This window comes from Hyphomicrobium zavarzinii ATCC 27496 (assembly GCF_000383415.1).
Taxonomy (GTDB): domain Bacteria; phylum Pseudomonadota; class Alphaproteobacteria; order Rhizobiales; family Hyphomicrobiaceae; genus Hyphomicrobium_C; species Hyphomicrobium_C zavarzinii.
In genome coordinates, this window is record NZ_KB911256.1 from 525,205 (window position 1) to 543,565 (window position 18,361).

Below are 18,361 nucleotides of genomic sequence, written 5' to 3' on the forward strand. Positions count from 1 at the left end.
TTGTAAGCCCGAGAGAGAAGCCGGGGCATCCACCGGCAGCCGGGCCAGAAACAGAGTGGAGACGACAAATGCATACGAAGACCAAGACTGCCCTTCTCACGTTCGCCGCGCTGGTGATGACCGCCGGCGTATCGGTCGCCGCGCCGAGCTACAAGCACACCAACGGCTATAAGCCGGGCCCGCAGTACGCCATGAAGCACAAGGGCGTTTCCGGCTTCGAGCGGGCTGCCATCGCGCGCAGCGCCGCCAACCTCTCGGCCCTGAAAGCCCGCGCCTGGCGCGACGGCAAGCTCACCTTCTCCGAGCGCATTCAGATCCGCAATGCCGAGCAGCGTCACGCCGCGCTCGTGCGCCGCGCCTACCGCTCGTAGTTGATCGGCCAGCCTCGATGGGATGGTTGATTTGCCGCTCACCACGGAAAAGGGCCGCGCCGCTTGCGGCCCTTGACCCGTTTGCGGCGATACGGCCTCGCGCACGGCCTTAGGCCGCCTCGCGGGCTTCGCGCGAAAGGAACGCGGCCGGATCGTGCTTGGCAAGGAATTCCGCCAGCCGCTCGATCGGCAGGGGACGCGAGATCAGGTAACCCTGCGCGTAGGCGACCCTGCCGCTTTCGAGCAGAAGATCCAGCCGCTCCTGTGTTTCCACGCCTTCGACCACGATCTCCCGGTCGCAGCTTCCCACCATGTCGAGCGCATGAACCAGCATGCGCGCCATCATGCTTTCGCTTGGCGCCATGGCGAACGAGCGGTCGAGCTTGACGCCGTGGATCGCGAGCGACGCCACGCGATGAATGCTGGAATACCCGCTTCCGAAGTCGTCGATGTAGGTGCGGAATCCGAGACGTCCGAGCGCCTCGATCTCCCGTTCGGCCACCTCCACGCTGAGTGCGTCGCTTTCGACGATTTCGAGCGCGATCTGGAACCGCTCGCGGTCGCCGTCGAAGGCGCTGAAAACCGACTTGAGCTCTTCGCTGTCGAGGTCGCGCGGGAAAATGTTGAAGTTCACTTGCAGCCGCGTCGCGGCAGGGAGTGCCTGCGAAAGCTCGAGATGCGCGCGATCCGCCACCATCTTCGTGAAGGCAAGCGTCTGTCCGGAATGCGCGACGATGTCGATGAACTTGTCCGGCGCGACGACCGAGCCGTCCACGTCCCGCCAGCGCGCAAGCACCTCGCAGCCCGAAATCTGTCCGGTCCTGAGATCGAGTATCGGCTGATAGGCGCAGATCACGGAGTCGATATTGAGGTTGCGGCGGAAGCGGGCCGGAAGCGACCAGTAGGAGTTGAGCCAGCGCTGAAGCGTGCTGGCAGGCCACACGGCGTAGAAGGCGATGAGGAAGATGGCGATCAGGATTTCACCCTGCCACTCTCCCATGATGCTGGCGAGGTTCGACTTCGTGGTGATGCAATAGGAGTGGTCTTTTCCGCAGAGCGTTTCGCGCGCCGTCATCAGCCCGTCGTCGGGTGCGGCGGCGGCCTCCTGATAAAGATCTCGCGTGCCGCTCACATGCCACACGTGGCCATTCGGTCCGACGGCGACCAATTCTTTCTCCCCCGCTCCATCGATGCCGGCGCGGAACGTTTGCAGCGGGATCACGATCGCGAAAGGATCGCGATGAACGACGATGCCGGACATGCCGAGTAGGCCGACATGCTCGAGCCGTGTATCGATCCAGTAGGAGATCGAACCCGGCGACACTTGAGGAATGTCCGGCTCTCCCAGGGGAAGAGGGCGCTGCGTTCCCGAAATGCTGGTTGAGCACGTCACCATCCCGCCCGGCGCGTAGATGAACTCGTTGAGACCGTCGGGCCTGAACGCGACGCGGCGCAGCTGGCGCAGGAACTCTTCGCTGCAAGGCTGAGCCGTCGCTTCGCTATCGAGCACGTCGAAGGCGGAGGTCACGTCCTGGTGAAGCTTGTCGAGCTGAGCGAGATCGGCCGCGACATCGCGTTTGAGCGAGTCACGAAGCTGATGGCGCGCGAAGAGGAAGGCAGCCGCGAGCAACGCCACGGCGATGATCAGCCACAGCGTTAAATCGATGAGCCGCCGATAGCGGCCCGAGACGAATATCTTAACAAGAACTGACATAATGAATCACGCTGATACGCCGCGCGCCGATTGGACAAATATCGTGGGGACTATATCCGCTACCCTGTAAATATTCAGAGAACGGCTGATCTCCGGTGCGCGCCCGGGAGGCCCGAGCAAGCCAGTGGCGGGAGAAATTCGAGGGCCGTCCCTGCCCGCCGCCGCATGAGGCTGAACGGCCCGCCCCGGGCGCATTCCTCCCTTCACCCCCCCCCCCCCATGCGACATGTCTTCTTCACGCCATGTCGCCTTGGTTCCCGGCGCGCTCCCGTGCTATGGCCACGCCCAATGCTAACCGCTCCATCACGGACAGCCGCTCATGACCGAGAAAAAGACCGCCGCCAAGCAAGCCGTTCGCGTCGAAACCGACACCTTCGGTGAGATCGAGGTACCCGCCGACAAGTATTGGGGCGCCCAGGCGCAGCGCAGTCTCGGCAACTTCAAGATCGGGTGGGAAAAGCAACCTGCACCCGTGATCCGTGCCCTCGGCATCGTGAAGCAGGCGGCAGCCGAGACCAACATGGCCCTTGGCAAGCTCGACGAGCAGATCGGCGGCGTGATCGTCAAGGCCGCTCAGGAGGTAATCGAGGGCAAGCTCGACGCGCACTTCCCGCTCGTCGTCTGGCAGACCGGTTCCGGCACTCAGTCGAACATGAACGCCAACGAGGTGATTTCGAACCGCGCCATCGAGATGATGGGCGGCACCATGGGCTCCAAGAAGCCCGTGCACCCGAACGACCACGTCAACATGAGCCAGTCGTCGAACGACACCTTCCCGACGGCCATGCATATCGCTTGCGCGGAGGAGATCCACCATCGCCTCCTGCCAGCGCTCCAGTACCTGCGCAATGCGCTGAACGACAAGGCGCAGGCCTGGGCCAAGATCATCAAGATCGGCCGCACCCATACGCAGGACGCGACGCCGCTCACGCTCGGGCAGGAATTCTCCGGCTATACCCAACAGATCGAGAATGGCATCAAGCGCATCGAGATGACGATGCCCGCGCTCATGGAGCTGGCCCAGGGCGGAACGGCGGTCGGCACCGGCCTTGCCTCGCCCAAGGGCTTTGCCGAGCTTGTGGCGCAGCGCATCGCCGCCATCACCAAGATGCCGTTCACGTCGGCGCCCAACAAGTTCGAGGCGCTCGCCGCGCACGATGCGATGGTGATGACGCACGGCGCAATCACGACCGTTGCCATGAGCTGCTTCAAGATCGCGAACGACATCCGCTTCCTCGGCTCGGGTCCGCGCGCCGGCCTCGGCGAGCTTGCGCTTCCCGAGAACGAGCCCGGCTCGTCGATCATGCCGGGCAAGGTGAACCCCACGCAGTGCGAGGCCATGACGCAGGTCGCGGCCCACATTCACGGCAACAACGCCGCCATCGGTTTTGCGGGCAGCCAGGGCCATTTCGAGCTCAACGTCTTCAATCCGATGATGGCCTACAACTTCCTGCAGTCCGTGCGCCTCTTGGCGGATGCGGCCGTGTCGTTCACCGACAACTGCGTGGTCGGCATCGAGCCGCGCCTCGACAACATCGCCAAGGGCCTCGCGAACTCGCTGATGCTGGTTACGCCGCTCAAGGAGAAGTACGGCTACGACCGCGCCGCCAAGATCGCCAAGACGGCGCACAAAAAGGGCACGACCCTGCGCGAGGAGGCCATCGCGGATGGCATTCCCGCCGAGGATTTCGACGCCATCGTGCGCCCGGAACGGATGATCGGACCGGAGTGAGCGTTGGAGCATCGCGCTGGCCGTCGCGGTGCGTGAGGTCGAATCCGTGATAGGGTCTGGTGCGGCAGGAGAGCCTGAGCTTCGCGCCGTACCCGATCTTGTCGTTGCTGAGATCAACCGCCATGTCCGCAGAGATCGTGAACCTCCGCAAGGCCCGCAAGGCGCGCGATCGCCTGGCGAAGGTGAAGCAGGCGGAAGAGAACCGGGTGAAGTTCGGCCGCACCAAGGCCGAGCGCGAGCGGCTGGAAACGGAAAAGACCCTCACGCTTCGCCGGCTCGATGCGCACAAGCGTCCAGGCAGCGACCCCGACGATGACGACAGCAAGGGCGGCGGGGCCGGCTCATGACCGAGAGTTCGGTCCGCCCGGTCAAGCGCTCCTTCTCGATCCGTGGCCACCGGACGTCGATCTCGCTCGAGCACGCCTTTTGGGAGGCCCTCAAGGAAGCGGCAGCCCGTGAGCGCGTGTCGCTCGCTGGATTGATCGCACGCATCGATGAGCGGCGCGGCGACGCCGGCCTTTCGAGTGCCGTGCGCGTGTGGATCCTGGACTATGTGCGCATGGCCGGTGCGGTCACCAGCTACGACGGCGGCAACCGCGATTGATCGCGCGCCTCCGGCTTGGATCTTCCCACGATCAGTAAGGCGTCTGGAATGGACGCCAGTTCTCCTCGACTGGCCGCTTGCGCCGCGGCGCGGGACGTTGCGCTGCAGGCGAAGGCGCAACCTCGGGCGCGGCAGCTTCCGCACCGGGTGCTGCCACAGCGCCCTGCGGAAGCTCGCCGTTGTCGGGGATCTGAGACGCGCCGCCCGGCGGCGGCTCGAGCGGGAAAGGCGCCGACTGGACCGGGGCCTGATCCTCCTCCAGCGCCTTGCGCCGCTCTGCATCCTGGCGCGCCCGCTCCTCGTCGAGCTTGCGCAGGCGTTCGAGTTCGCCCACGTCAAGCTCCATCTTGCGCACGACGAGTTCGCGTTCGAGCGCGCCGGTCGACACCTGCGGAATGAGGTTTGCAAACTCGCTGAGCTTGCCCGTGTAGACGACGGTCACGGCCGGCAGGAAGGCGCGCGAAGGATTGACGGCCAGTCCCTTGTCGAGCTTGGGCTCGATCTGCCATTCGCTGTCGACCTTCATGGTAGCAAGCTCGACAGCGGTGTTGAAGGTGGAGCGGCCTTCGCCCATTTCGACGCGCACCCGTTCGAGTTTCAACGCACCGTCGCTGATCTCGACCGGGATCGAGATCTTGCCGAGGTTCACCTCGCCCTGCTTGAGGGAGGCCTTCACGGCCTCGGCAAGGGCGTTGCCGCTGCTTGGCCCCTGCCCGGTGAGCGCGGCGCGTGCAACCGCCGAGACCGCTGCGGGCGAATTGCCGTTGAGCGTCGCGTCGCCGATCGTGAGTTCGCCTTTGCCGCTGACGGCGGAGAGCAACGCAGCCGGGCTCAAGGCGCGGCTGGTGAAGGAGACGGCAAACGCCGCCGCATCACCCGGTTGCGCCGGGGCAGTGGTGGCGTCGGGCGCAGCCGGGGCCGACTTGCTCGCAACGTCGATCCTGAGAGAGCCGGTAAGCGTCACGCCCGCAGGTGCCCTGCCCAGTTCGAGCTCGGATGTGAGCCGTCCGCCGACGGCCTCGCCTTCGAGCTTCGCAATTCTGATCGCGGCGGGCTGAAGCTCTGCAATCACGTGCGCGTTGCCGATGGAAAGCCCGGGCTCCACAGCCAGAGCGCCGATCTTGACGTCGACCGTTCCGCTGAGGTGATCGAGCAGAGCGAGATCGAAGGACTGCTCCGGCCAGACGATGCGCGGAGCCTGTGTCTCCGCGCCCGCCTGCATCCGCGCCGCCTGCCCGCTCTTACCGGTCTGGCCACGGATCGCCGGTTGCGGAGCAGGGGGCTCGCTGAGCGCATCCAGTGCGAGCGCGTCCGTCTTGCCGAGAACGGGAGAGAGCAGGGCGGCGAACGAGGCCTTGTTGGCCACGAGCTTCGCGTCGATCGTTTGCTTGCCGCTTTCGCTCTTGAGCGCCACGTCGCCCGAAACGGTGCTGTCGCCGAGCGTAATCGCTTCTCCGCCGAGCGTCAGGAGAGGTCCCTCGCGGCGAACGTGCACCGTGCCCCCGATCGGAACACCGGCGGCGCCTTCCGCTGCGGAGACGCCTGCCAGCGCGAGCGCCACGCGTGCATCCGCAGCCGAAACGTTGAGATCGCCGGCAAGCTGCGTGTCGCCGGGAGCGGGCAGCTTCACTTGCCCCCGATAGCCGAGTGACAGCCCTTCGGCCGTCACATCCGCAAGGGAAAGAAGACCCTGTGCAGGAACGCCCGTGGCTTTGATCACGACTCGTCCGCTGCGGGGCGGCTCGGCGGCCGTGGATTTGATCTGCGTATCGAACAACGTCGCGACAAGCGCGGCGACATCCGGGTTCTCGGCGCTGGCCTGCACGTCGAGGGGCGCTGTCCGCCATTGGCCGATGCCGCCATCCAGACGCAGAGATGCGCTCACGCGCCCGCCTCCGAGCGTACCGTCGAGGTCGAGCGTGCTGGCGTTTGCGGCGCCGCCGGAAAGTTCGAGCGCACCGGCAAGGCGAAACGGCGCGAGCCGCGCGAAGCGGTCGAAGGTGGGAAGAGAGGCGTCCTCCACGTCGAGAAGCGTGAGAAACGCGCGGCCTGCCGCGGCATTCGGCGCTGAGATCAGGCCGCGGATCGCACCCTGCGGGCGGGCGGGAACATCCTTCGCCTCGCCTTCCGCCTCGATGTAAAGCCCCTCCGGCGTCGAGAACCGGAGGCGGGGGATCGACAGCGTGCCGCGCTCCAGCCGGACCACGGCGTCGACATCCTTGAGGACGCGCGGCCCGTCGAGCAGCTTGGCGACCTTGAGATCGAGCGAGAGATCGGCGGTCGCGGGGTCGAACAGCGTGGACTTCACCTGCGGCTCAGCCGCTGCGGCATCGGCTGGAGCTGCCGGGGCGTCACCCCCGAACAGCAGCCCGCGCAAGGCGTTTAGCCCCACGAGCCCCGATCCGAATTGCGCCACGTCCACGCGCGGTCCCTCGATCGTCATGGCGAGCTTCTTGCGCTGGCCGAGATCGAGCTTCACTTCGCCGGTGAGCGGCGTTCCGGCAAACTCGACCGCCGTGTCCGTCAGCGCCAGCGTTTCGTCGCCGAGCGCGAACTTGCCGTCGATGGAGAACGATCCGTCGTTGCGGTCACGCGCGACGTTGGTGGCTCCGAACCCCCACGCGAGGAAGCGTGTGAGGCTCTTGCCGGAGACGAACAGCGCGCCGTCGAGGCGCGGCACTTTCCCCGTGGGCGTCAGGATGCCGTCGAGTTCGAGCCGCACTCCGCCAGGCAGATCGGCCCGCACGCCCTTGAGTTCGAGAGGGCCGCCTGCACGCGAAGCCGCGAGATGCACGTTGCTGATCGGCTCGCCGCCAAGCGTGAGCTGGTCGAAATCGAGCTGGGCATTGGTATCGGCTTCCACCGGAAGCACGGAGGCCAGCGCTTCGAAATAGCTGCGCCCGGCTTCGAGCGGCATACGGGGATCGGCCGCATGAGAGAGCTGATCGAGATCCAGCCACCGCGAGGCGAGCTGCACGTCGAGCCTGAGCTTGTCGGCCCAGCCGACCTTGGCGTCTCCCGTGATGAGCTGGGGCGTGGCGCCCGCTTCGAGGGAAACGGCGATGTCCGAAAGCTCGAAGCCGAGCGTCGTCCCCTTGATCTTGGATTTGAGCTCGAAGCCGCTGGCCCCGCCGGGGGAGGCCGCGGTCTTGGAAGCAGGCGCGAGCGGAGGAATCGCCTCGGCGCCACCCGCGTGTGGCGCCTCGGCAGCCGGTGCCGCCACCGGTTCGAGCGAGGGGGCGCCTTTGGTGGAGGCAGCCTGCGCGCCCGAACCGAGCGCCAGTTTCGCCGTCAGCTCTCCGTCGAGCGTCGGCGTGTTCTTGATGTCGCTCAGGCGCGCGTCGAGCACGTAGGAGTTTGCGCTGCCCACCACGTCCACGGCGGCCTTGAACCTGAGATCGCCGTTGTTGTCGATCTTCGCGGTTGAGACGCGCAGATTGCGTGGCGCGCCGTCCCAGTTGACCTCGCCCTTGAACCGGAACGGCCCTTCCAGCGCTTCGGCATTGAACTCGCCGTTGATGGCGTCGAAGCGGGCCAGTTCGTTCCGTGCAGGCCCAGCGATGATCACGGCTCCGTCGGTGATCTGCACCGACTGCAGTGCCACTTCCTTCGGCGCGAAGCGGAAGGCGCCGGGCGTGATAGCGAGTGTGCGCCAGTTGCCGCTGCCGCTTTCGTTGGTGGCAAGGTTGATGACCGGGCGGCGCAGCTCCACCCGATGCGCTTCGAGCACGCCTCTGAGCAGGGGCGGCACCGAGAGCCACATGGTGAAGCTTTCGACGCGGATGATGGAGTTGCCGCCGTCGTCGCCGAGGTCGGCGATCCTGAGGCGCTCGAAGCTCACGTAAGGCGCGGGCAGGAGACGCACGTTCACGGCACCGCCGACGCGAACCTCGCGTCCGAGGATGCGGGAGGCTTCCTCCTCGAAGATGCCCCGGTAGCTGTTCCAATCGACGAAACGCGGAACTGCGAAGAGAACCGCCAAGGCCGTGATGAGAATTCCGCCGAGATAGAGAAGGGCGTTGTTCATCCGCGTCTTATCTGCTCAAAACCGTTTCGCACCTCTGCCTCTGGGACCCGAAGGCCCCGACGCCGTAGAGGTTGGCTCCCCTTGGGCATTTTCCGACGAAATAGACCCCCAATCGTCTTGGAAAATGCGACAAGCAAATGACTTGGAGCGTCCGGCCCTTGCCGGGCCGAAGCACGCTCCAGAAAGCGCGCCGGGCGGCCATTCCTCACCGTGCGCCGCCGGCTGGTCCGGGGCAGAGGGGGCCGATCGGATGCGCGGCCGCCATAACGACGCGGCGGCCAACTGCGCAACACCATAGCTCAACAGTGAAGAAAAGTGTGACCCCCAATTGGGGCATTTTCCTGGGGAGGAGCCTCACCCGAAAGCATTTTTCGGCATATGGACACCGGATCGCCGCACAAAGCGCGAGAATGGCGGAGCTTCCGGGAATTCCACTGATTCGATGGCTGCGGCTCCGAACCTCCCTCGCGGAAGCCCAGGAACATCCTATATTTTTGTCATGTGGGCGGTTTTGCGCGCCCGATTGATGCCGCCGAGCACGTGCTATAGATGCCCCCCATGCACGACGACAAACAGGCTGCCCGCCGTCCTTTGCACTCGGACGCGACCCCGGGCCATTCGCACGCAGGCGGAGAGGACGATCTTCCGCCGTTCGATCTGCCGTTGGCGCCGGACGCGGCGCCGCCGCGCAAGTCGATCTCCGAGCGCGCGCGCGCCGCGATGATGCCGCCCTATCTCCAGGGCCTCAACGCCGAGCAGCGCGAAGCCGTCGAGGCGCTCGATGGCCCTGTGCTCGTTCTGGCGGGCGCCGGCACCGGAAAGACGCGCGTTCTCACCACGCGCATTGCCCATATCCTGGCGACCGGCCGGGCCATGAGCCATCAGATCCTCGCTGTTACCTTCACCAATAAGGCCGCCCGCGAGATGAAGCATCGCATCGGCGGCCTGGTCGGCGGGGCCGTCGAGGCGATGCCCTGGCTCGGCACGTTCCACTCCATCGGCGTCAAGATCCTGCGCCGCCATGCGGAGCTGGTGGACCTCAAGTCGGGCTTCACCATCCTCGATACCGATGACCAGCTCCGGCTCCTGAAACAAGTGATCGAGGCCGAGGGGCTGGACAAGGACCGCTGGCCCGCCCGTCAGCTCGCAGGCCTGATCGACAGCTGGAAGAACCGTGGCCTCACGCCGTCCAAGGTGCCGGCAGGCGAGAGCTTCGCCTTCGCGGGCGGCAAGGGCGCCGCGCTTTATGCGGCCTACCAGAAGCGCCTGAAGGAGCTCAACGCGGCTGACTTCGGCGACCTGCTGCTCGAAACGCTACGGCTGTTCATGGAGCATCCCGATGTGCTGGCCGACTATCATCGCCGCTTCCGCTATATCCTCGTCGACGAGTACCAGGATACGAACATCGCGCAGTATCTCTGGCTGCGCCTCCTGGCCCAGGGCTCGGAGAACGTCTGCTGCGTGGGCGACGACGACCAGTCGATCTACGGCTGGCGCGGCGCCGAGGTCGACAACATCCTCCGCTTCGAGAAGGATTTCCCCGGCGCCCGCGTCATCCGTCTCGAGCGCAACTATCGCTCGACAGGGCACATCCTTTCCGCTGCCTCCGGCCTCATCGCGCGCAACAAGGGCCGCCTCGGCAAGACCCTCTTCACCGACGGAGAGGCGGGCGACAAAGTCACCGTCATGGGTGTCTGGGACGACGAGGAGGAAGCCCGCTCCATCACCAGCACCATCGAGGAACTGCGCAAGAACGGCCACTCGCTGAACCAGATCGCCATTCTGGTCCGCGCCTCGTTCCAGATGCGCGCCTTCGAAGACCGTTTCGTCACCACCGGCCTGCCCTATCGCGTGATCGGCGGCCCGCGCTTCTACGAGCGCGCGGAGGTGAAGGATGCGCTTGCCTATCTCGAGGTGGCGCACAATCCCGCCAACGACCTCAAGTTCGAGCGCATCATCAATGTGCCGAAGCGGGGTCTCGGCGACACCAGCGTCGAGCGTATTCACACCCTGGCGCGCGCCCGCGGCGTCCCGTTGTTCCGCGCGGCCCGCGAGATTGTCGAGACCGAGGAGCTGGGCGGCAAGGCCCGCAAATCGCTCTCGGACCTCGTCTTCCAGTTCGAGCGCTGGCGCGGCCTGATCGAGACCATGAAGCACACCGATCTCGCCGAGCTCATCCTCGACGAGAGCGGCTACACGGCGCACTGGCAGGCCGACAAGAGCCCGCAGGCCCAGTCGCGTCTCGAAAACCTGAAGGAGCTCGTGCGCTTCATGCACGAGTTCGAGACGCTTGAAGGGTTCCTGGAGCACGTCAGCCTCGTCATGGATACCGAGCAGGGCGACGACGGCGAGCGCGTGAGCCTGATGACGCTTCATGCCGCCAAGGGGCTGGAATTCGATACCGTGTTCCTTCCCGGCTGGGAGGAAGGCCTCTTCCCGCACCAGCGCTCGCTCGACGAAAGCGGCGAGAAGGGCCTCGAGGAGGAGCGCCGTCTGGCCTACGTCGGCATCACGCGCGCGCGGCGCCGGGCAAAGGTCTCGTTCGCGCAAAACCGCCGCACGCGCGGGCTCTATCAGTCCGCCATTCCCTCGCGCTTCGTGGACGATCTGCCCGAGGGCGACACCGAGGTGCAGGAGACGAAGAGCCCCTTCGGCGGCGCCTATCAGAACTTCGGAAACCCGTTCGAAGGCGGGAATTTCGGCCGGGGCGGATATGGCAAGAGCCGCTTCGACGACGCCCAGCCCCGCTTTGGTTCGACCTACGACACGCCGGGCTGGCAGCGCGCGAAATCCTACGAGCAGTCTCAGAGCAGCAACTGGTCGCGGGACGCGGACCGCCAGCGCCAGGCCGGCATGCGCCCCATGAAGCCGACCATCACCATCGAAGGTCAGCTCATCGCCTCATCGTCTGCGGAGGGCGCCGGCTACAAGGTGGGCAATCGCGTGCGCCATCAGAAGTTCGGCCCCGGCACGGTCACCGAGGTCGACGGCAACAAGCTCACCATCGAGTTCGATCACGCCGGACGGAAGCGCGTCGTCGACAGCTTCGTCGCCAAGATCTGAAACGAAGCTAAGACAACACGAAGAGACACTAGATCGGCGTCACTTTCGTGACGAAATGACAGGGCCGGTACTTGCGCGCGTCGATAGCGACGCGCGTGCCCGGCGGCAGGGGCTGTTGCCCGCGCGTATCGAGAAACACCACCAGCCCGCTGTCCGTCACGAGTTCCGCCGTGCTCATGGCCCAGGTGCGCACCGTGCCGCTGAAGCTGTGAACCCCCGGTTCGAACCTGTCGAGATCGTCCATTCCGTCGTCTCCCTGAAAAGCTCCCCCACGCGCGCCCGTCGCGGTGCCGGATTGTGGTCCAGGTTTCAGCCCGCTGACCTATCCCGGCCGGTCGTCCCGCCTCGTCAGCGGAACAAAGCACACCGGAATAATCTCTCTCAAGATCGTCGATTGATCTCTCCTCTTTTCGACGAGAATGAGTTGCTGCGAGCGATCGCCGACCGGCACGACCAGGCGTCCGCCCGGTTTGAGCTGGTCGAGCAGGGCGTCGGGAATGCTCGGCGGAGCGGCCGTCACCACGATCGCGTCGAACGGCGCTTCCTCCGGCCACCCGAGATAGCCGTCCCCGACGCGGGTGGTGACATTGGTAAGTCCGATGGCCTCGAAGGTTTTCGCCGCGCGCTCCGCGAGCGGCCGGCAAAGCTCGATCGTGAACACCGAGCGGGCGAGCCCGGCCAGAATGGCGGTCTGGTAGCCGCATCCGGTTCCGATCTCGAGGACCCTGTCGTCCGGCCCGATGTCGAGCAGGTCCGTCATCAGGGCCACGATGAAAGGCTGAGAGATCGTCTGGCCGTATCCGATCGGCACCGGCCGGTTGAGATACGCCTCGGACATGCGATCGGGCGGAACGAAAAGGTGGCGCGGCACGTCGGCCAGAACGCGGAGCACGCGATCAGAGAGAGCTTTGTGGTTGAGGCGCGGAGCCAGCTCCGCCATCAGCCGCGCGACCTCGCGCGCCATGGCCTCGCGCGCCGGTCTCATCTCCTCGTCGATGGCGGTCATGAAAACATGGCCTCCGAACGTCCACCCGCCGGGCGCGGATGGGAAGCCCGCCGCATCATGGCATCGAATCTTCGCAATCCGAAACGGGCCGTTCGCGAGCTTTCCACATACCTCCGCCATGGTCTCGCGGCGAGCAAAAGTCTTGACATGAATTCGACGAACTCAAGCCGCAAGCATGGCGCGTGCGGATCATGTGTAGCGTCAGGGAGAGTGAGTATGGTTTTCAGTCGCAAGCCCGAGCCCGTTCCAGCCGAAGCCCCCGCACCTCAGTTGCGCAGAATGGACCGCGGTCCCGGTGTCGAGAAACAGCATCTGCACGCCGTCGCATCGGCAGGCACTCCAACCCAATCCGTGATCGGCAACGATCTGTCGATTGAGGGACAGACCATCACCATCCGCTGCAAGGGCTCGCTCAAGGTTCTCGGCAACATCCAGGCCGACCTTCACAGCCGCCAGCTCGAGGTGGGCAAGGAAGCGATCATCCAGGGCGCCATCGCCGCGGAGACCGTGGACGTGTTCGGCCGCGTCAACGGCGCCATCATGGGCCAGCACGTCGTTCTTCATGCCGGCGCTGAGGTCGAGGGCGATATTCACAGCCATTTGCTGTCGATCGAGCAGGGCGCCGCATTCGACGGCCGCTCGCGCCGCGTGAAGGATCCCGCCGAGATCGCCCCGCAGCTCGAGCGCACGGGAGGCCCCGTCCAGGGCGAGGTTGACCGCACCTACAGCAGCGGTGCGACGATCCCGTCCCACATCCATCCGATGGCTGGCTAGCTCTCGCGCAACGCCGGTAACCGTGGGGCTCCGGGGGGCCGCACGAAGCAAGAGAATATGCTACCAAGCTTCGGGGGATGGCCGCTCGGCCGTCCCCCGGATCGTTTGGACCCAAGCATGAACTATCGTCACATCTATCACGCCGGCAATTTCGCGGACGTCCTGAAGCACGCCGTTCTCGCTCTCGTCGTCGAGCACCTGAAGCTCAAGGAGCAGCCGTTCCGCATCGTCGACACCCACGCCGGCATCGGCCTCTACGATCTCGCGAGTGAGGAGGCGCAGAAGACTGGAGAATGGCGCGACGGCATCGGTCGCATTCTCGCCGATACGCCCCCGGCCGAGGTCGCCGAAATCCTTGCACCTTATCTCGACGTGGTGCGCGCTGAGAACGAAGGGCGCAACGAGATCGTGCGCTATCCCGGAAGTCCGCGCGTCGCACGCCGTCTCATGCGTCCCGGCGATGCGCTCGTCGTCAACGAAGCCCATCCGGAGGATGCCGCACGCCTCAAGGCGCTGTTCGCGAAGGACGCTGCCACCAAGACGCTCGCGATCGACGGATGGACGGCACTCAAGGCCGTGCTGCCTCCGAAGGAGCGTCGCGGCCTCGTGCTGATCGATCCGCCGTTTGAGGAGCCGGGAGAGTTTCGCCGTATCGTCGAGGGGCTTTCCGCTGCGCATCGCCGCTTCGCCACGGGAACCGTCATCGTCTGGTATCCAGTGAAGGACACCCGCGCCGTTCGCGCGTTCCTGCGTGATGCAGCGGCGCTCGCAATACCCAAGATGCTGTCGGTGGAGCTCTTCGTTCGCACGCCGTTCAGCGAAGGCGAGCTGTCTGGCACGGGGCTCCTGATTCTCAACCCGCCGTTCACGCTCGAGGCCAAGCTTAGAACGCTTCTTCCTTATCTCACGCGTGTTCTAGCCCGGGCAAAGGGTGCGGAAAGCCGTGTGGAATGGCTTACGGGCGAGCGCATAACGTCTTCTTAGAGCGATGTGATTTGCGCTCGTCTGGAGAAGCTTCACAGCCCGTTTGCGATCGCGCGAAAGCGCGAGTTGTGCCCGCGCCACGAGAAACCGAAAAACGTATCGGGCTCTCGCTTTCCTGTGAATGACGGATGGTGAGCGTCCATCAAGTGGGGCAGAGTCCCTCCAGTTCCGCTACGCGCAGGAACTGCGTTCATTCTTCCAGGGAGAAAATCAATGAAAGCTCTGCGTTCAGTGATGGCGCTTGCGGCGGTCGCGGGCCTCGCAGTCACGGCCACCACGGCCGAGGCCAAGACCTGTGTGCGCAAGGGTGCGATTGGCGAAGCGGGCAGCCAGCAGGATGCCAAGCTGCAGGTCGACGAAGCGCTGCTGCAGGCTGTCGATTGGGGCGCCTGGGCTGCGTGGATGGGATCGAACAACAAGGTCGGCGCCGCGGCGAACCTGCCGGGCTACACCTACGGTCCGCGCACCTATAGCTGCAAGCAGGGCGGATCTTGGGGCTGGACCTGCCGCGGCTCGGCCACGATCTGCAAGCTCTGATCAAGCAGACGAAAGACCGACGGAGTTCAACACCGCGTCCTTTACTGAAGGGCGCGGTGATTTTTTGCCCGATGCGCGCTTATTGTGACACGGGGACATGACATGAACATGCGCGTCTTCTGGGCTGATCTCGCGGGGGAATTTACCAGGTCGCGGGGCTGCAGGCCTGACCAGCGTCACTTTTGCTCTATTAGTAAAGCTGCGCATAATGTTGCCAAGCGGTCTAGGCATGCTGGCTGGACACCGCTATAGCAGCACGAAGACCAAATGATTTTCGGCCGTTACGGAGAAACTTGATGAGTTTCGTGTCCAAGCTAGCCCTTGCCACCGCGCTGACCGGTGCCCTTGCCTTCGCTCATCCGGCGCTGGCGGGCTGCAAGCGCATGGGCTTCACGGTCAACGACTACGGCAAGGATGGCCCGACCAAGGACGCTCAGGAGCTGCTCGACAAGCACATCTCGACCTGGGCCGCCGAGCAGGGCATCGAGAAGTACAGCGTCGGCAAGAAGGATGTGAGCTGCGAGCTCTACCTCAACCTGATCGTCTTCGACGAGCACACCTGCACCGCCTCGGCGACAGTCTGCTGGGGTGGCGACATCCAGAAGCAGCAGGACGCCAAGTCCACGAAGTCGTCTCCTGCGAAGAAGGAAGCGGCGGCCGACACGTCGTCCGAAAGCAAGTCGTCTTCCGAGGGCAAGTCGTCTTCGAAGACGGCGGAGAAGTCCGAGCCGGCCAAGACCGAGGCTGACAAGTCCGGGTCAAGCAAGCCCGAGGAGAAGAAGTCGGCTGAGACCAAGCCCGCTGAAGCTCCCGCCACCACCCCTGCCGTAGAGCAGAAGTCGGCTGAGGCTTCGCCGCGTCAGGAGAAGCCGGACTCGACGCCGCCGGAAACCCCGGCAGCCGCTCCGGCTCCTGTCGAGACGGGCACGATCCCGGTGGCGCCTGCCGCTGCCGCAACGGCTGAGGCCGCTGGCGTTCCGGCAGCCGCCGTCGAACCCGCGAAGGTCGATGCTGCTGCCGACGCCGAAGCCAACAGCAAGGCAACGGCCGCTGCCGAGGCCGCTGCCGCCGCCGCCGAGCGTGCCGCCGCCGCTGCCGAACGCGCTGCCCAGGCCGCCGAGCGGGCCGCTGCCGCTCTTGCCGAGCGTCCCGCACCAGCCGCGGCTCCGGCTCCTGCCGCCGAGGCAACGCCTCCGGCTGCCGCGACGCCTCCGGCCACGGCGGCAACCGCTCCGGTCGCACCGGTCACGCCGACGCCCTGATCATCGGGCGAGAGGCACGCAAAACAAGAACGCCGGACGGAGAAGCTCCGTCCGGCGTTTTCTCTTTTGGAGGCCGTTCCTTTTACGCCTTCGCCAGCCGGTCCAGCCGCAACCTGTGGCGCTCGTCCGTGAGCAGCAGCACGGACCCGAGCCCGGCGCCGACCACCGCGATCCCGGTCGACCCGGCAATCAGGAACATGATCATCACCTGGTATTTCGCCGCCGAGACCGGGTCGATGCCGGCGAGGATCTGTCCTGTCATCATGCCCGGCAGCGAAACCACACCGGTTGCCGCCATCGCGGTCAGGATCGGCATGAGCCCGGTCGTCAGCGCGCGCCGCAGGATTGCGTCGAGTGCCTCGTATCGCCCCGCGCCGAGCGCGAGCCGAGCTTCGATCGCCGGCCGCTCGCGAACCACGCCTGAGGTCATCGCGTCGAGGACAAGTGTCGTTCCCGAGAGCGCATTGCCGAGCATCATTCCGAAGATCGGCAGCACGTAGCGCGGCGCATACCAGGGCTCGGGACCGATCACCGCGATCGCGGCGAACATCGTGGCGAGGAGCCCCGCGAAGAACGGCGCGCCTGCGCCGAGCGCCAGGGCGAGCGGCCCCATGATCCGCCGTTCTTGCCGCGAGACCACCTCGAATGCCGCTGCGGCCGTCATGAACAGACCAAACAGAATGGTCCAGATCGGCGCATCGAGCGTGAAGATGAACTTGAGCGCGAGCGCCACGATGGAAAGCTGGATCACCATGCGCAGTGCCGAGACCGCGAGCGTGCGCTCGAGACCGAGCCGGAACCAGACCGACACCACGCCGTTGGCGATCAGGAGCAACGCGGCGAGCGCCAGATCCCAGAACGAAAGCTCGACATAGCTCATGGCGGCGGCATCCTGGCTGTCTTCGGAGTTCTTGCTGAAGGCGCAAGCTGAAGGCGCGCGTGCGCGAGCCGGCCGATCAGCGCCGTGTCATGGCTCGCGATCAGCACGCTGCGTCCCGCGAGAAGCTGGAACCGGATCAACTCCTCCACGAGCGCCGTCGAGCCGATGTCGAGCGCGCCTGTCGGCTCGTCGAGCAGCAGCACCCGGGGCTCGTCGACGAGCGCGCGAACGAGCGCAATTCTCTGCCGCTCGCCTGTCGAAAGAAGGCTCACCGGCCGGTCCAGCACATCTTCGTCGAGGCCGACGGCAGCGAGCAGGCGGACGATGCGCGGCTGCACCGCAGCGGCCGCCGGCAACGTCCCGCGTGGCGTGTCGGCCCACCAGCCTGGCTCGGCCGCAGCATACCGTGCAAGCCTGCGCCATTCGGTGGCGGGCATCTCGCGCCGCTCGGTGCCGTCCAGGAAGAGTTGTCCCTCGACCGGATCGAGATCGGCGATCGCGCGCAGGATGCGCGTCTTGCCGGAGCCCGACGGCCCTTCGATCGCAAGGCATTCGCCGTCCGCGACTGCAAAGGAAAGGGGCGGCAGGGCGCCTATTCTGAGATGTTCAACGCGAAGCAAGACAGGTCTCTACCGTCAGCCGAAATCCGCACGCCGGGGAAGGGCCCGGAAAAGAAGAATCACGCGCGCATGCACGCGCCGGATAGGGACGCATAGAGCGCTTTCATCGAACTGAAAACGGAATTTGCGGAAAGGGGGCGGATCGCCGGCGCGCTGCCCCTCCCGGGACGCTGTCAGCGCGGGGGCCGAGTTAGCTGGCGAGGCCGGTGTTGGTGATCGTTTCGACGAACGCGTTATGGTCGAACGGCTTCATCATGTAGGTGTCGGCGCCGGCTGCGAAAGCGCGCGAGATGTCAGCGGGATCGTTTTCGGTCGTCGCATAGATGATCAGCGGCCGCTGGGCGCTGCCCGCAAACCGCAGCGCGGACAGGAACTCGATGGTGGTCTTGCCGGGAAGGCGCGCGTCGAGAATGACGGCGTCCACGCCCTTGTCGCGGCAGAGCAGCAGGGCAGGGTCTGCGGAATCGGCCTCCAGCACCTCGAACTGCATCTTTTCGAGGTAGTGCCGCGCGACCTTGCGAATGACCTCGGATTGATCGGCAATCAGGCACCGCTTCATGGATGTCGTGGCTCCGACCTATCTATTGAGTAGCACCAGTGAAATCCGCTCACGCGACTTTCGTTGCAGACGACACGCAACCTGCGCGGGCGTCTCCAAAGTCATTTGTGCTTTAAAGGAGTTAACGACTGGTTGAGGAACGCGCGTCGGCGGCACGCGTGTCCGCGCTGGAAGCCTTGGAATTGATGCGCGATAACGCCGGAACCCGCGCCGCGGCCTGCGGGGCGA

The 18,361-nt window shown here is 65.5% G+C and carries 16 protein-coding genes; 9 read left to right on the forward strand and 7 right to left on the reverse strand.

All coding sequences use genetic code 11. From position 1 onward, the window contains the following. The first annotated feature begins 68 nt into the window (after positions 1-68). Positions 69-371, forward strand: coding sequence for a hypothetical protein (locus F812_RS0106515; RefSeq protein ID WP_020085158.1), 303 nt, complete (start codon positions 69-71; stop codon positions 369-371). A 109-nt stretch (positions 372-480) separates the two neighbouring features. Here the strand turns inward: F812_RS0106515 and F812_RS0106520 are convergent, their stop codons facing one another. Then, positions 481-2,085 carry an EAL domain-containing protein gene (locus F812_RS0106520; RefSeq protein WP_020085159.1) on the reverse strand — a complete coding sequence of 535 codons (1,605 nt, stop codon included), beginning with the start codon at positions 2,083-2,085 and terminating at the stop codon, positions 481-483. A gap of 319 nt (positions 2,086-2,404) precedes the next feature. Between F812_RS0106520 and fumC the strand changes: the two genes are divergently transcribed. The 3 genes from fumC (at position 2,405) to F812_RS0106535 (ending at position 4,421) form a co-directional block, all read left to right on the forward strand. Next, positions 2,405-3,817, forward strand: coding sequence for a class II fumarate hydratase (fumC, locus tag F812_RS0106525; protein ID WP_020085160.1), 1,413 nt, complete (start codon positions 2,405-2,407; stop codon positions 3,815-3,817). Between the two features lie 122 nt (positions 3,818-3,939). Beyond that, complete coding sequence (locus tag F812_RS0106530) at positions 3,940-4,164, forward strand: DUF4169 family protein (RefSeq protein WP_020085161.1); 225 nt, start codon at positions 3,940-3,942, stop codon at positions 4,162-4,164. Then, positions 4,161-4,421, forward strand: coding sequence for a ribbon-helix-helix domain-containing protein (locus F812_RS0106535; protein WP_020085162.1), 261 nt, complete (start codon positions 4,161-4,163; stop codon positions 4,419-4,421). Before F812_RS0106530 ends, F812_RS0106535 begins: the two co-directional genes overlap by 4 nt. Positions 4,422-4,452: 31 nt before the next feature. On the opposite strand, the gene F812_RS0106540 is transcribed toward F812_RS0106535, so the two are convergent. Continuing rightward, a complete protein-coding gene (locus tag F812_RS0106540) occupies positions 4,453-8,448 on the reverse strand; it encodes an AsmA family protein (protein WP_020085163.1) in 3,996 nt (1,331 codons plus the stop codon). Positions 8,449-9,006: 558 nt separating this feature from the next. On the opposite strand from F812_RS0106540, the gene F812_RS0106545 reads away from it, so the two are divergent. After that, on the forward strand, positions 9,007-11,511 hold the full coding sequence (locus F812_RS0106545) for a UvrD-helicase domain-containing protein (protein WP_020085164.1): 2,505 nt from the start codon (positions 9,007-9,009) through the stop codon (positions 11,509-11,511). A 28-nt stretch (positions 11,512-11,539) separates the two neighbouring features. On the opposite strand, the gene F812_RS0106550 is transcribed toward F812_RS0106545, so the two are convergent. After that, positions 11,540-11,755: a hypothetical protein gene (locus tag F812_RS0106550; RefSeq protein WP_020085165.1), complete on the reverse strand. Its 216-nt coding sequence runs from the start codon at positions 11,753-11,755 to the stop codon at positions 11,540-11,542. A gap of 78 nt (positions 11,756-11,833) precedes the next feature. Next, positions 11,834-12,517: a protein-L-isoaspartate(D-aspartate) O-methyltransferase gene (locus tag F812_RS0106555; protein WP_245257634.1), complete on the reverse strand. Its 684-nt coding sequence runs from the start codon at positions 12,515-12,517 to the stop codon at positions 11,834-11,836. Positions 12,518-12,733: 216 nt separating this feature from the next. Between F812_RS0106555 and F812_RS26035 the strand changes: the two genes are divergently transcribed. The 4 genes from F812_RS26035 (at position 12,734) to F812_RS22870 (ending at position 16,074) form a co-directional block, all read left to right on the forward strand. Then, positions 12,734-13,291, forward strand: a complete 558-nt coding sequence (locus tag F812_RS26035; protein ID WP_198011146.1) for a bactofilin family protein — start codon at positions 12,734-12,736, stop codon at positions 13,289-13,291. 117 nt (positions 13,292-13,408) lie between these two features. After that, positions 13,409-14,275, forward strand: a complete 867-nt coding sequence (locus tag F812_RS0106565; RefSeq protein ID WP_020085168.1) for a 23S rRNA (adenine(2030)-N(6))-methyltransferase RlmJ — start codon at positions 13,409-13,411, stop codon at positions 14,273-14,275. A gap of 213 nt (positions 14,276-14,488) precedes the next feature. After that, positions 14,489-14,812, forward strand: a complete 324-nt coding sequence (locus F812_RS0106570; protein ID WP_026867902.1) for a hypothetical protein — start codon at positions 14,489-14,491, stop codon at positions 14,810-14,812. 296 nt (positions 14,813-15,108) lie between these two features. After that, on the forward strand, positions 15,109-16,074 hold the full coding sequence (locus F812_RS22870) for a hypothetical protein (RefSeq protein WP_020085170.1): 966 nt from the start codon (positions 15,109-15,111) through the stop codon (positions 16,072-16,074). 82 nt (positions 16,075-16,156) lie between these two features. Here F812_RS22870 and F812_RS0106580 read toward each other — a convergent pair whose 3' ends face one another. The 3 genes from F812_RS0106580 to F812_RS22880 form a co-directional block, all read right to left on the reverse strand. Next, positions 16,157-16,954, reverse strand: coding sequence for an ABC transporter permease (locus F812_RS0106580; RefSeq protein WP_020085171.1), 798 nt, complete (start codon positions 16,952-16,954; stop codon positions 16,157-16,159). Continuing rightward, entirely contained in the window at positions 16,951-17,574 is a 624-nt protein-coding gene (locus tag F812_RS22875; protein WP_020085172.1) for an ABC transporter ATP-binding protein, read from the reverse strand. The genes F812_RS0106580 and F812_RS22875 overlap by 4 nt, the downstream gene beginning before the upstream one ends. A gap of 190 nt (positions 17,575-17,764) precedes the next feature. Then, positions 17,765-18,133 (reverse strand): response regulator, encoded by a 369-nt coding sequence (locus F812_RS22880; protein WP_020085173.1) that lies wholly within the window; start codon positions 18,131-18,133, stop codon positions 17,765-17,767. Between the last annotated feature and the right edge of the window lie 228 nt (positions 18,134-18,361).